Below are 12,660 nucleotides of genomic sequence, written 5' to 3'. Positions count from 1 at the left end.
TGCTCATGCCTACAGGACAGGATTTGGAGAAGCGGCTGCTTGCCGCGGCCGTGTATGAACTGCGGATACTTCTTTGGCCACACCTCGGTGGAGAGAACACGCCTGCGGGCGCGGCTGCGCAGTTCGCATACGCACTTCACAATCAGGCGCTGTCCGTTCTTGCCGGCGAGTCGATCGATGTTCTGGCAGCGCTCGATTCGTTGGACCGCTTGGCACCCTTGCTCGGTGGGAAGTATTTGGATCAGTTCCGCGAGAGGGTGCTCGCCGAGACTCTGAGCGGGTGACGACTCGCTATAAGCGGGCCGAGTGCTTTGGCCTTTCCAACCGAAGAGGCAGCCACCACCCCTCAGATGAGGCGTGACGCGTGGCGTGGTGTGGTGTGGTTCACCAGAGCAAGGCCATGGATGGCCTTGCGCCCGCGACTTGGTGGCCATGGATGGCGTTCCAGGAGCGGCAGGGGAACCACACCACGTCACGTGGCGCGCCGTCCTCCCGAAGCGACGCTGTTCATCGCTCTGCTAACATCCGGAGCGCATCGGCGACGGAGATCTCCCATGTTCGCAAGGCTGCTTGCCCTTGTTCTCGCGCTGCTCGTCGCAGGCGATGCGGTGGCCCAGGAAACACCCGCGCCGACGCAAGTCATGATCATCGGCACCTTCCACCTGGACAACCCAGGCAAGGACATCTTCAACGTCCAGGTCGACGACGTCCTCGCCAAGAAACGCCAGGCGGAAATCGAAGACATCGCCAAATCCCTCGCGAAATTCGCCCCGACGCAAGTCATGGTCGAATGGCCGGCGGCAACGACGAACGAGCAATACGCCAGCTACCGCGCCGGGAAACTCGCGCCTTCCCGCAACGAAGTCGTGCAACTGGGATTCCGGCTGGCCGCGCTGCGCGACTTGGAGCACGTCAGCGGCATCGACGCCCAAGGCGAATTTCCCTTCGACCCCGTCAAGGACTATGCAAAAGGCCACGGCATGCAACCGCGCCTGGACGCCGCGCTGGCCGATGCCGGAAAAGAAGTCCAGACCCTCAGCCAACGCGTCGCGACCGGCAGCATCGGCTCGGTCCTCCGCTACATGAACCAGCCGGCGCGCGCGTTGAAAAACCATGGCTTCTACATGGACATGCTGCGCTACGGCGACGCCGACACGCAGCCAGGCGCCAAACTTGTCGGCGCCTGGTACACGCGCAACCTGACGATCTGCGCCAAGTTGCTGCAAGCCCTGCCGGCAGGCGGCCGCGCCGTCGTGTTCTTCGGTGAAGGACACGCGTATCTGTTGCGTCAGTGCGTCATCGAGGCGCCGGGCGTCGAGCTGGTCGAGGCGAACGACTACCTGCCGAAGTAAACCTCAGGTGCTCGGCCCGCACTGGCAGGGCTTCGCTTCCTGGCAACCGCACTTGCAGGCGCCCTTGGCGGCGGCGGGGCTCTGGCAACCACAGGTGCAGGCGGCGCCGATGCAATCGGTACAGGTGCAGGCGGCCTTGTTGGCTTCGTTGTTCATGATCGTCATCTCCGGGGGTCGAGGTCAGGCCGTGATTGGCCTGGAGGTAATCTTGGGCCCCTCCCCCCGTGGGCTCTTGAACGAAGGGGCTGTTCGCAACGATGGGTACCGACGCGCTGGTTTCAAGCAAACGGCCGGTCGCGGGAATCGGCAGGATCCTCGGCTGGCCCGGGGGTTCGCTCTGGATCGGCGTTCACCTCTCCGCGGTGCAGACGCATGCGCATCACGCGATCCAGATCTCGTTGGCGATGGATGGCGACTTCGAGGTTCGCGCCGGCGATTGGCCCGCGCCACGTGAGACGCGCGGCATGGTCGTCATGCCCGATCGGCCGCACAGCTTCGACGGACGCGGGGCCTCGATCGCCACTTTGTTCGTCGAACCCAATTCACGCAGCGGTGCGGCGTTGCGGGAACGCTTCGCGGGCTTCGATGTTGCGTTGTTGTCGGATGCCGAAGCCAACGCGGCGGTGAAGCACTTGCAGGCGCAGTACATCGGCGGCGCGGACGATCCCTTGTTGTCGCAATACGCGAAGGGCGCGATCTGCCGCATCGCGGGCGATCCGGTGTTGGCGGCCAGCGAGGATCCGCGGATCACGGCGGCGCTTGCGTGGATGCGTGCGCGCCTGGGGTCGCGGATTCGGCTGGAAGACGTGGCCGCTGCGGTGCATTTGTCGCCGGGGCGGTTCCGGCATTTGTTCGTGCAGCAGACGGGGACGTCGTTGCGGGCGTGGTTGTTGTGGGCGCGGGTGGATCGCGCGGTGCAGGCTGCGTTTTCGGGGCGTTCGTTGACTGAGGCGGCGCATGAGGCGGGGTTTTCGGATGCGGCGCATTTGACGCGGACTTGTCGGCGGGTGTTTGGGTTGGCGCCTTCGATGTTGGTGCCTGAGGGTTCTGCGCGTTAGAAGCGTTCCTCCATCATTGGCGCGCCGCCCGAACGTGTGAAGTTCCAAATTTTTTTGGGAAAAAAATTTGAAACTCCCCACGCTGGGGCATCACCTTTCAGGTCGCTTCGATCAGGGGGCTTTCGCTCGAGCGTTCGTTGGGGGCTGCAAAGCGCGCTTTGCAGGGAGCTGATCGTTTTCGTTGTGCGCTACTTCGGTTGCGGCAATCGCGCTCGCAGGCCCCAGGTGTAGGCCAGTGCGTAACCCAGAAAGACGCCGGCCACGCCGCTCCATGCGCCTGCATCGATCCAGTCGGTGAGTGTGTCGATGGTGTCGCCCGTCGCGTGTCGCCATGTCATCCACAAGCCCGCGGCGATGCGCAGTGCGACGAGTGCAGTCAGCGCCACGATGATCCAGCGATTGGGCGTATAGACGAGGCCCTTGGCGTCGCGTTCGAACTTTGTCAGCCACAGCGCCACGATGCCGACTAGGACGCCTAGTAGCAGGCCCAGCAAGCCGTCGCGCAGGGCCGCGTGCATCCAGTGCGAGGCGAGCCAGGCTGTGAGCAGGAATACGGGAAGGGAGATTGCGAGCAACCACGCGTTGCCGCGGATGATCCAGTTTTGCGCGCGGCGGCGAGCACTGCCGGCGTTGTAGCGTGCCCACAGCGAGATCGGGAGCAGCACGACCCAGAGTGCGAACAGCGCGAGGACGGCGATCGGGAGAAGTAACAACAGCGGCATGTCGGGCAACGCGTATCGGCGAAGCGACTAGCTCGCCACGCGTGGTGCGAATGCGGGGTGATGCTGTGTTACGAGGCGAGTGGGCCCGCCGAAGGGGACTTCACCAGGTGGGATGTTTCGACTTGGCGCAAGCGCGTCACCGCCACCGTCGCGTCCCACTCGGCGCGGACGCGTGCTTCGACTTCGGGCCAGCTGGCGTCGGCGCGGTTGGCGGCCGACCAGGCGTCTGCGGCGTAGTAGCTCACGGCTTCCCAGCCTGCGCCTCGGAAGCAGCGGCGCAGTGTGCCGGTGAAGGACTTGATCTCCAGGTCCAGCGCGGTGTTGGGTTGCAGAAGCACGGACCACCCCCTGGGAAATATCGATCGGGAAACGCAATCAGCACTATGGACCTTATCCGGGGGGCGCGCCGGATATCAGGGGCTTTCGGATGGGCGGTGGGTTGTGGGACTTCGGCGGCTTGGTTGGCCCCGGGACCGGATGTGAAGGGCGTTCCTCCAGCATTGGCGCGTCGCCCGAACGTTGGAAGTTCCAAATTTTTTTGGGAAAAAAATTTGAAACTCCCAACGCTGGGGCATCACCTTGCGGGTCGCTTCGATCAGGGGGCTTTCGCCCGAGCTTTCATTGGGGGCTGCAAAGCAAGCTTTGCAGGAAGCCGATCGTTCTCATGAAAGGCGCGCGGCGCGCCGTCCCTCCGAAGATGAACGCTCCAAAGTAAACTGCGCCCCATGACCGAATTCATCCCGCATGGCACGCGCTTCCACCCCCTGCCCTCGCCCTTTCCGATGAAACGCGGCGGCGAACTCCGCAACGCCCGCATGGCCTTCGAAACCTGGGGCACGCTCAACACTGCACGCGACAACGCCGTCCTGATTCTCACCGGCCTGTCCCCGAATGCGCACGCGGCGAAGAATGCAGCCAACCCCGAAGCCGGCTGGTGGGAGGACATGGTCGGGCCCGGCAAACCCATCGACACCGACCGATGGTTCGTCATCTGCACCAACTCCCTCGGCAGTTGCAAAGGCTCCACCGGGCCCGCGTCGGTGAACCCCGAGACCAACGAGCGGTATGGACTCGCATTCCCCGAACTCTCGATCGAGGACGGCGCGAACGCAGCGCATGAAGTCGTGAAAGGCCTCGGCATCGATGCACTCGCGTGCGTGATCGGCAACTCGATGGGCGGCATGGTCGCCCTCGCCTACCTCCTGCTCCATCCGAATTCCGCGCGCACGCACATCAACATTTCCGGCAGCGCACGCGCGCTTCCGTTCTCGATCGCCATCCGCTCGCTGCAGCGCGAAGCGATTCGCCTGGATCCGAAATGGAACCACGGCGACTACTCCGAAGACGTTTACCCCGAAGCCGGCATGCGCATGGCGCGCAAGCTCGGCGTGATCACCTATCGCTCGGCGCTGGAATGGGACGGGCGCTTCGGCCGCGTGCGGCTGGATTCGGACAGCCGCGACGACGACGAACCCTTCGGCCTGGAGTTCCAGGTGGAGAGCTACCTCGAAGGCCACGCACGCCGCTTCGTGCGCAGCTTCGACCCCAACTGCTACCTCTACCTCAGCCGTTCGATGGATTGGTTCGATCTCGCCGAATACGGAGACGGCGACGTCGACGCCGGGCTGGGCCGGATCACGGTGGATCGCGCGTTGGCCATCGGCGTGGAAACCGACATCCTCTTCCCCCTCCAGCAACAGCAGCAGGTGGCCGAAGGGCTGCGGGCCGCGGGTGCCGAGTCGGCGTTCCTGCCCCTGCCGTCCCCGCAGGGCCACGACGCCTTCCTCGTGGACATTGCCCGTTTTGGGCCCGCGGTTAGCGATTTCCTTGCAAGCGTCTAAGTACAATTGCGCCCTGTTGCCGACCCTCGTCGCCCTTTCCGGTACAAGCCCATGAACGCGTCGCCCGCCGCCACCGACACCGCCTGTTGCCCGGACGTCGATTTCCCCGGCCGCGACAAGCTGATCGCCGCGATCGACGAAGCGGTGGCGCAGGACGACGAGCACAAGGTCACCGCGTCGTTGCGCGACGCCCTGTGCCGCCTGATCCGCGACCGCGACGTGCGCCTGCCCGATTGCGTGCACGAACCGATCACCGACCACTACGCCCGCCGTGAGCTCTATCGCAGCCCCGAGCACGGTTACAGCATCGTCTGCATGACCTGGGGCCCCGGCCAGGGCACGCCGCTGCACGACCACTCCGGCCTGTGGTGCGTCGAAGGCGTGTGGGATGGCCAACTGGAAATCGTGCAGTACGAGTTGCTGGGCCGCGAAGGCGAACGCTTCCGCTTCCGCGCCGCCGGCGGCATGCACGCCGGCCCCGGCAGCGCCGGCAGCCTGATCCCGCCGCACGAGTACCACACCATCCGCAACGCCAGCCCCGACCGCATCGCCATCTCGCTGCACATCTACAAGGCGCCGATGGAATGCTGCTCGAAGTTCGCGAACGTGAAGGACGAATGGTTCGTGCGCGAAAGCGCGATCCTCGAAACCGACGAAGCCGCCTGAGGCAATGGCGACCGACCTCGGCCTGGCCGCCCTCCACCATCTCCTCGTCTTCGGCCTCGTGGCGATGCTCGTCGCCGAAGCCGTGCTGCTCCGCGGCCCGCTCACCGCCGATACCATCCCGCGCCTTGCGAAACTCGACGGCGGCTACGGGATGTGCGCCGGCCTGCTGCTCGCCGTCGGCCTGTGCCGCGTCTTCCTCGGCGTGAAAGGCCCGGACTTCTACCTGCACAACCCCTACTTCCACGCCAAGATCGGCGCCTTCGTGCTGGTCGGCCTGCTGTCGATCATTCCCACCGTGAAGTTCATGCGCTGGAAGAAAGCGCAGCGCACGCAGCCGGCCTACGTCCCCGACGCAGGCGAACTGGCGAAGATGCGCACCGTGCTGCGCATGGAACTGGCCCTGGTGGCCGCGATCTTCGTCCTGGCCGCCGCGATGGCGCGCTACGGCGGGTTCTGAAGCGCGAACAGCCGGGCTATACTTCCCGCCCGCGCCGGAATGGCGGAATCGGTAGACGCAGCGGACTCAAAATCCGCCGCCCTTAAAAGCGTGTGGGTTCGAGTCCCACTTCCGGCACCATCGTTTCAAGAACTGCGCCGCGCACCAGGACACGGAAAGCGCGTGCCTGATCAGTTAGGCTCGCATCCACTCGGCACTCCCGGATGGACACCATGAGCGAACCGAACCCCAGCGCCCCGGCCATCGCCCGTCGCGCCTTCGACCACGGGCACTTCGTGTCCTCCGACCTGCGCGAGATGGGCTTCCGCTCGGTCGGCGAGAATGTCCGCATCGAGGGCAGCTGCACGATCATCGGCGCGAAGAACATTTCCTTCGGCGACAACGTGCGGATCGACGGCTATTGCACCATCGTGGCCACGGGCGAGGGTCATGTCCGCATCGGGTCCTACGTCCACATCGCCGGTTACTGCGGGCTCTATGGCGGCCACGGGATCGTGATGGAGGACTTCTCGGGGTTGTCGTCGGGTGTCCGGATCTACTCCGCCTCCGACGACTATTCCGGCGAACACCTCACCAACCCCACCGTGCCGGCGGAATACCTCGGCGGGGCGAGAGGCGAGGTGCGCCTGGGCAAGCACGCCATCGTCGGCGCAAACACCGTGATCCTCCCCGGCGCGGTGATCGGGGAAGGGTCTGCGGTCGGGAGCCAGGCGCTCGTAACCAAGTCCCTCGACCCGTGGGGGATCTACGCTGGCTCACCGGCCAAGCGATTGAAGGAGCGTTCCAGGGCCCTGCTCGCCCTCGAGGCGAAGCTACGTGGCAGCGCGTCGGATCAGGGCGACTGATACCAATCCGATGCCGCCCCGTTCGGCAGCGAGGTGAACGCGCTGGTTGCGACGTTGAAGATGCGCATCGCCGGCGTGCCCGTGTACGTCCCGCTGCCCGGCGAGCTCGGCGCGAACACCGTGCGGTTCGTCAGGATGCGCGTGCCGTCGCGCGACCACTTGACTGCGTCGTACTCGATGTTGTCCACGATGGGCATCGTGACTTCGGTGTCGGTGCTGCCGTCGGCGGACATGACCCAGACGTGGTCGTAGGAATCGAAATCCGGCGCGCCTGTCGAACCCGACTTGGTATAGGCGAAGCGCGTGCCGGTGCGGTTCCACTTCGGCCCGTAGCCGGTCGTGCGCGGAACCAGTACATCGGTCGCGAAGTTGACCGCATCGATCGGCCGGTTCTGGTACGTGCTCGCATACAACCCCGAGGTGCCATTGGGATTGAAATACACCGAACGCGGGTCATCCAGCGTTTGCTCGGTGAGCAGGCTGGCCGCACCGGTGGTCACGTTCACGCTCCACGCGCGCGAGTGATACGGCGGCTCCAGGCCCGGGCCGTAGAAACCGGTCGAGATGAAGATGCGCGTGCCGTCGGTCGACCACTGCGGCGTGTTGTCGATGTAGGCCGGGCCCGGCGGGCAAAACAGATTGCGCTGCCCGCTTCCGTCCGGCGCCACGATGCCCAGGCACGCACCGGTCGTGCCTTCGGCGATGAAAGCGATGCGCGTGCCGCCTGGACTCCACACCGGCTGCGTGTGCCGTGCCGACCCGAGGGTGACGCGGTGGCGGCTGCCGCCGGTGCTGGTCATGACGTAGATATTCAGGGCCGGCGATGCGCTCGTGCCGTAGACGTACGCGATCGACGCACCGTTGGGCGACCACATCGGGGAGAAGCGATAGATGCCCGTGGTCAAGGCCCCCAGGTTCATGAATCCCGAACCGTCGGCGTTGATGCGATAGATCGTCGAGGCGCGCAGGCTGAAATCGTCGTTGTAGGTCGAGCGCGTGAAACTGATCCGGCTGACCTGTGCGGCGCACGTGGCGCTGGCGGCCAACAGGATCAGGCCGGTGACAATGGCAAGGGGACGATGCATGACGTACTCCGTGTGGTTTGCGCCCCTATCGCTTACGCAGCCGTTGCGTGCCAGCGGACAGCACATGCGCCCGCGCTGGATGCACGTTGCCGGATTTGCGGATCGACCTGATGCATCCGCACGCTGGCATAACGTGCGTTCCCGCTAGCAGTAGCCGTGGTGAATTGCGTTCGCTGGAATGGTGAATGCTTCAGACGATACTCGCGACATCCAGTGATGCCGATGACTGAGAGAGAACGTAGGGTGGTGACCGCTTTCGACCCAAAGCGGACAGTTGCAACAAGTGGCGGCACAATCGCGGTTCAAGCCTGTGGAACAGAGTGTCAGCCTTGAAAATCTCGATGCATTGGAAAAGGCGCTTGATACCAGTCGCGGTGTTTCTCGCCCTATGGGTGTGTTTCTTGCTGCGGTTTTTGATAGATCACGCCCCCCAGTTTTCCATTGCGAGCGTGTTGTTGTGGGCCGCCTTGATCTCGGCCTTTGTCACGATCGGGGCCTTTACGGGATATTTCTTGCTGCGATGGTCAATCACTCGTGGGGAGAGAAAAAATACGAACTCGTGAGTGTCCGCTCCTGGCCGAAAGCGGACTCGCGATACGCGGCGCTGTCAATCCTTACGCGACGCCCAAGGCATTGCCACAATCGGCCCAGCACTCCCGTCGCACGCAGACCGCCGCAATGCCTCAGATGTCCCCGCAGCTCGCCCGCCAGATCGCGTCCACCATCGCCGCCGAGATCGGTGCCCAGGGCGCCCAGGCGCAGGCCGCCATCGCCCTGCTCGACGAGGGCGCGACGGTGCCCTTCATCGCGCGCTATCGCAAGGAAGTGACCGGGGGGCTGGACGACACGCAACTGCGCAATCTCGAAACTCGCTTGGGCTATCTGCGCGAACTCGAGGATCGCCGCGCCGCGGTGCTCGCCAGCATCGCCGAGCAGGGCCAGCTCACCGATGCCCTGCGGGCGGACATCGAGGCCGCGGACTCCAAGTCGCGCCTGGAAGATCTGTACCTGCCCTACAAGCCCAAGCGGCGGACCAAGGCACAGATTGCGCGCGAGGCCGGGCTGGAGCCGTTGGCCGATGCGCTCCTCGGTGATCCGACGCAGGTGCCGGAGGACTGTGCCGCGCGCTTCGTCGATGCCGACAAGGGCGTCGCCGACGCGAAGGCCGCGCTGGACGGTGCGCGCTGGATCCTGATGGAACGCTGGGGCGAGGACGCTGCGCTCGTGGGCGAGCTGCGCGCATGGCTGCACGAGGTGGGCGTGATCCGCTCGCGCGTGGCCGAAGGGAAAGAAACCGAGGGCGCGAAGTACCGCGATTACTTCGATCATCGCGAATCGCTCGCCCGCATTCCGTCGCACCGTTTGCTTGCGCTGTTCCGCGCGCGCCGCGAAGAGATCCTGTTCATCGACCTCGATCCCGGCACCGATGCGGATGCCGGACATCTGCTGGCCGAAGGACGTGTCGCGCATCATGTCGGCGTCAAGGCGCAGGGCCGGCCCGCGGACAAGTGGCTGCAGGACACCTGCCGGCTGACATGGAAAGCGAAACTGCACTTGCACTTGCTGCTCGATCTGTTCTCGCAGGCACGCGAGAAGGCCGAAGCCGAGGCGATCCAGGTCTTCGGCGACAACCTCAAGGATTTGTTGCTCTCCGCGCCCGCCGGTCCGAAGGCCGTGCTCGGTCTCGATCCGGGCCTGCGCACGGGCGTGAAAGTCGCCGTGGTGGATCGCACCGGCAAGGTCGTCGAGACGGCGACGATCTATCCGCACGAACCCAGGCGCCAATGGGATCAGTCGCTCGCGGTGCTGCATGCACTGTGCGCGCGGCACGGGGTCGAGCTGATCGCCATCGGCAACGGCACCGCATCGCGCGAGACCGACAAACTCGCCGGTGAGCTGATCCAGCGCGCGCCGATGGCCGGACTGCAGAAGCTCGTGGTCAGCGAAGCCGGCGCTTCGGTGTATTCGGCCTCCGAACTCGCGGCCAGGGAATTTCCGAACCTCGACGTCACGCTGCGCGGCGCGGTCTCGATCGCGCGGCGCCTGCAGGATCCGCTTGCCGAGCTGGTGAAGATCGAACCCAAGGCGATCGGCGTCGGCCAGTATCAGCACGATGTCGATCAATATCGCCTCGCGCGTGCGCTGGATGCGCGCGTGGAGGATTGCGTGAACGCCGTGGGCGTGGACGTCAATACGGCGTCCGCCGCACTGCTGACGCGTGTGTCGGGTTTGTCGTCGACGGTGGCCGAGAACATCGTCGAGTATCGCGACGCGAATGGCGCCTTCCAGAACCGCAAGGCCCTGCTGAAGGTGCCGCGCCTGGGCGAGAAAACCTTCGAGCAGTGCGCGGGCTTCCTGCGCATCGCCGATGGCGACCAGCCGCTCGACGCTTCGTCCGTCCATCCGGAAGCGTACCCGGTGGTCGCGCGCATCCTCGAAAAGTGCGGGTGCGAAGTGAAGCAGCTGATCGGCGACGCCGCGTTGTTGCGTGGTCTCAAGGCGGCGCAGTTCACCGACGCGCAATTCGGCGAGCCTACCGTGCGCGACATTCTCAAGGAGCTGGAGAAGCCGGGCCGCGATCCGCGCCCCGAGTTCAAGGCGGCGCGTTTCGCCGACGGGGTGGAGGACATCAAGGATCTCAAGGTCGGCATGATCCTCGAGGGTGTCATCAGCAATGTCGCGGCTTTCGGTGCGTTCGTCGACATCGGCGTGCACCAGGATGGGTTGATCCACATCTCGGCGTTGGCGGACAAGTTCGTCAAGGATCCGCGTGAGGTGGTCAAGTCGGGGGACATCGTCAAGGTGCGTGTGTTGGAGGTCGATGTGCAGCGCAAGCGCATCGCGCTCACGCGGCGGCTCGACGACACGCCGCCGGCCGTGCGCGAGCCGAAGCGTGATGCGCCGGACAGGGGCAAGCGGGACGATGGGCGTGGGGCGCGTGTTCCGGGGGCCGTGCAGGCGCCGGCCAATAACGCGCTTGCTGCTGCGTTTGCTCGCGCGAAGCGGGATTGATCGCGGGAGAGCGGGCTTCAACCGCATTGGGTGCGAAGCAAGCTTCGCACTGCCCAGATCATTGGCGGGAATTAGGTGAATGGCCGTTCGAATGCCAGCCGGGCGTTAGGTGGAAACGCAAGCGAAGAAGCGGCCATTGGCGGCTGAGCTCTGATCGCTTGCCCGCACCGGAGGCTCACGATGAAAACGGTACTGAGCATGTTGGCTCTTGCATTGACCGTGGCGGCGATTCCCGCTCAGGCGGCGGGCCCTGCCGGTGACTTCAATGGCGACGGCCGGTCGGATGTGTTCTGGCGCAAGTACAGCAACGGAGCGAACGTGATTTGGACATCCGCCGACATCACGACTCGGCAAGCCACGGCGAGTGTCACTGACCTGAATTGGATTATCGCCGGATATGGCGATTTCGACGGCGACCGGCGCGCGGATGTGTTCTGGCGGAATGCCCAAACAGGGGACAACGTGATTTGGAACGCTGGCAATGCTGCGACTCAGCAGGCGGTAGTGCGCGTCCCCGACTGGAACTGGAAAGTCGCCGCGATAGGCGATTTCGACGGAGACGGCAGAGACGATGTTTTCTGGCGCAATGAACGTACAGGCGACAATACGATCTGGAGGTCCGCCAATTATTCGACGCGACTGGGGGTGGTGTCGGTCAATGTAGGCTGGTGGCTCGTCAGAACAGGTGACTTCGATGGCGATGGCCGGTCGGATGTGTTCTGGCGCAAGTTCAGCACCGGAGCGAACGTGATCTGGAAATCGGCCAATCACCTGACCCCACAAGCCGTGGCCCCTGTCCGCGACCCCCTCTGGCTGCCCGTGGCGGCGGGTGATTTCGACGGAGACGGCAAGGCCGACATCTTCTGGCACCACTGGGGCACGGGCGCCAATGTGGTTTGGCCGTCGGCAATGCGATCCATGCGGCTAGCCAGGCAACCTGTGCCAGACCACCACTGGCAGGTGGTCGGCAGCGGTGATTTCGACGGCGACGGCAAGACCGATGTGCTCTGGCGCAATCTTGGTAACGCCAACGGCCCTGGTACGGGCGAAAACGTGATCTGGAAATCATCCAACGGCGCCACGCAACAGGCGGTTCACGCAGTGCACCCCGCATGGGAAGTGATGCCTTGGGAGGGAACCGTAGGCATATTTTTCTAAGTCGACTGGATTGGCGAGCCGTGGCGAATTGCCACGAACTCGACATGCCCAACTACGACCTCAACATCAATGTTGTCGGCAGTTGGCACCCCCGTCCCATGTCCGCTTCTGGCCGATAGCGGACATTCGACCATGACCGCTTTCGACCCATAGCGGACATTCGGCGTTCGCGCTAGCTTCTTGCCGATGACCCCTCAGAACCTGTTCGACATCGTCGCTATCGGCCGCGATGCACTGCCGTGCATCGTGGCGGGCTCGGCTGTTCTCTTTCCCTGGCCCAAGCGCTTGCCACTCAAGGTCATGAGCGCAATCCTCGCTGGCTGGGTCGTCGCCACGGCTTTCACCATTTATGTGTACAACCCTGCGGGCATCGCTGCCTCACTCGCCGCGGGGGCCCATTTCCCCGAAATGCAATTCGACAACAACACCATCGCAGTGGCCATCTTGGGTGGTTGGGTGTATCC

General features: G+C 64.5%; 14 protein-coding genes and 1 tRNA gene. 11 read left to right on the top strand and 4 right to left on the bottom strand.

What is annotated here, in order from left to right; translation table 11 throughout:
* Window positions 1–5: 5 nt before the first annotated feature.
* Window positions 6–284: a hypothetical protein gene (locus AC1DOM_RS14585; RefSeq protein ID WP_498964547.1), complete on the top strand. Its 279-nt coding sequence runs from the start codon at window positions 6–8 to the stop codon at window positions 282–284.
* 120 nt (window positions 285–404) lie between these two features.
* Window positions 405–1,352 (top strand): DUF5694 domain-containing protein, encoded by a 948-nt coding sequence (locus AC1DOM_RS14580; RefSeq protein WP_498964545.1) that lies wholly within the window; start codon window positions 405–407, stop codon window positions 1,350–1,352.
* Window positions 1,353–1,355: 3 nt separating this feature from the next.
* Here the strand turns inward: AC1DOM_RS14580 and AC1DOM_RS14575 are convergent, their stop codons facing one another.
* On the bottom strand, window positions 1,356–1,508 hold the full coding sequence (locus AC1DOM_RS14575; protein ID WP_498964543.1) for a hypothetical protein: 153 nt from the start codon (window positions 1,506–1,508) through the stop codon (window positions 1,356–1,358).
* A 101-nt stretch (window positions 1,509–1,609) separates the two neighbouring features.
* Between AC1DOM_RS14575 and AC1DOM_RS14570 the strand changes: the two genes are divergently transcribed.
* Entirely contained in the window at window positions 1,610–2,410 is an 801-nt protein-coding gene (locus AC1DOM_RS14570; protein WP_498964541.1) for a helix-turn-helix domain-containing protein, read from the top strand.
* A 188-nt stretch (window positions 2,411–2,598) separates the two neighbouring features.
* Here AC1DOM_RS14570 and AC1DOM_RS14565 read toward each other — a convergent pair whose 3' ends face one another.
* Window positions 2,599–3,132 (bottom strand): CcdC protein domain-containing protein, encoded by a 534-nt coding sequence (locus AC1DOM_RS14565; protein WP_498964539.1) that lies wholly within the window; start codon window positions 3,130–3,132, stop codon window positions 2,599–2,601.
* Window positions 3,133–3,200: 68 nt separating this feature from the next.
* Window positions 3,201–3,470: a hypothetical protein gene (locus AC1DOM_RS14560; RefSeq protein ID WP_498964537.1), complete on the bottom strand. Its 270-nt coding sequence runs from the start codon at window positions 3,468–3,470 to the stop codon at window positions 3,201–3,203.
* Window positions 3,471–3,857: 387 nt separating this feature from the next.
* On the opposite strand from AC1DOM_RS14560, the gene metX reads away from it, so the two are divergent.
* From metX to AC1DOM_RS14535, 5 genes are all read left to right on the top strand, one after another.
* Entirely contained in the window at window positions 3,858–4,973 is a 1,116-nt protein-coding gene (gene metX, locus AC1DOM_RS14555) for a homoserine O-acetyltransferase MetX (RefSeq protein ID WP_498964535.1), read from the top strand.
* 51 nt (window positions 4,974–5,024) lie between these two features.
* A complete protein-coding gene (locus tag AC1DOM_RS14550) occupies window positions 5,025–5,639 on the top strand; it encodes a cysteine dioxygenase family protein (protein ID WP_498964533.1) in 615 nt (204 codons plus the stop codon).
* Window positions 5,640–5,643: 4 nt separating this feature from the next.
* Complete coding sequence (locus AC1DOM_RS14545; RefSeq protein WP_498964531.1) at window positions 5,644–6,096, top strand: DUF2214 family protein; 453 nt, start codon at window positions 5,644–5,646, stop codon at window positions 6,094–6,096.
* A gap of 33 nt (window positions 6,097–6,129) precedes the next feature.
* Window positions 6,130–6,216 (top strand) — tRNA-Leu (locus tag AC1DOM_RS14540).
* 92 nt (window positions 6,217–6,308) lie between these two features.
* A complete protein-coding gene (locus tag AC1DOM_RS14535; RefSeq protein WP_498964529.1) occupies window positions 6,309–6,941 on the top strand; it encodes an acyltransferase in 633 nt (210 codons plus the stop codon).
* Here the strand turns inward: AC1DOM_RS14535 and AC1DOM_RS14530 are convergent.
* A complete protein-coding gene (locus AC1DOM_RS14530) occupies window positions 6,929–8,026 on the bottom strand; it encodes a TolB family protein (RefSeq protein ID WP_498964527.1) in 1,098 nt (365 codons plus the stop codon). The genes AC1DOM_RS14535 and AC1DOM_RS14530 overlap by 13 nt on opposite strands.
* A gap of 687 nt (window positions 8,027–8,713) precedes the next feature.
* On the opposite strand from AC1DOM_RS14530, the gene AC1DOM_RS14525 reads away from it, so the two are divergent.
* The 3 genes from AC1DOM_RS14525 to AC1DOM_RS14515 form a co-directional block, all read left to right on the top strand.
* A complete protein-coding gene (locus AC1DOM_RS14525; RefSeq protein WP_498964525.1) occupies window positions 8,714–11,038 on the top strand; it encodes a Tex family protein in 2,325 nt (774 codons plus the stop codon).
* A gap of 180 nt (window positions 11,039–11,218) precedes the next feature.
* The gene (locus tag AC1DOM_RS14520) at window positions 11,219–12,196 is read left to right on the top strand and encodes an FG-GAP repeat domain-containing protein (RefSeq protein WP_498964523.1); all 978 of its coding nucleotides are present in this window, start codon (window positions 11,219–11,221) and stop codon (window positions 12,194–12,196) included.
* A 186-nt stretch (window positions 12,197–12,382) separates the two neighbouring features.
* On the top strand, window positions 12,383–12,660 hold a 278-nt coding region (locus tag AC1DOM_RS14515; protein WP_498964521.1), incomplete at its 3' end, for a hypothetical protein.

This window comes from Lysobacter sp. P5_B12 (genome assembly GCF_056400425.1).
The sequence above is the reverse complement of the archived record's forward strand: the minus strand, read 5'-3'. Positions and strand labels throughout refer to the sequence as shown.

Excerpts from the sequence above, each read along its gene's own strand:
- AC1DOM_RS14570 (WP_498964541.1), top strand. The coding sequence starts at position 1,610 with ATGGGTACCGACGCGCTGGTTTCAAGCAAACGGCCGGTCGCGGGAATC.
- AC1DOM_RS14575 (WP_498964543.1), bottom strand. The coding sequence starts at position 1,508 with ATGAACAACGAAGCCAACAAGGCCGCCTGCACCTGTACCGATTGCATC.
- AC1DOM_RS14525 (WP_498964525.1), top strand. The coding sequence starts at position 8,714 with ATGTCCCCGCAGCTCGCCCGCCAGATCGCGTCCACCATCGCCGCCGAG.
- AC1DOM_RS14550 (WP_498964533.1), top strand. The coding sequence starts at position 5,025 with ATGAACGCGTCGCCCGCCGCCACCGACACCGCCTGTTGCCCGGACGTC.
- AC1DOM_RS14520 (WP_498964523.1), top strand. The coding sequence starts at position 11,219 with ATGAAAACGGTACTGAGCATGTTGGCTCTTGCATTGACCGTGGCGGCG.
- metX (WP_498964535.1), top strand. The coding sequence starts at position 3,858 with ATGACCGAATTCATCCCGCATGGCACGCGCTTCCACCCCCTGCCCTCG.
- AC1DOM_RS14535 (WP_498964529.1), top strand. The coding sequence starts at position 6,309 with ATGAGCGAACCGAACCCCAGCGCCCCGGCCATCGCCCGTCGCGCCTTC.
- AC1DOM_RS14565 (WP_498964539.1), bottom strand. The coding sequence starts at position 3,132 with ATGCCGCTGTTGTTACTTCTCCCGATCGCCGTCCTCGCGCTGTTCGCA.
- AC1DOM_RS14530 (WP_498964527.1), bottom strand. The coding sequence starts at position 8,026 with ATGCATCGTCCCCTTGCCATTGTCACCGGCCTGATCCTGTTGGCCGCC.
- AC1DOM_RS14580 (WP_498964545.1), top strand. The coding sequence starts at position 405 with ATGGCCTTGCGCCCGCGACTTGGTGGCCATGGATGGCGTTCCAGGAGC.
- AC1DOM_RS14585 (WP_498964547.1), top strand. The coding sequence starts at position 6 with ATGCCTACAGGACAGGATTTGGAGAAGCGGCTGCTTGCCGCGGCCGTG.
- AC1DOM_RS14545 (WP_498964531.1), top strand. The coding sequence starts at position 5,644 with ATGGCGACCGACCTCGGCCTGGCCGCCCTCCACCATCTCCTCGTCTTC.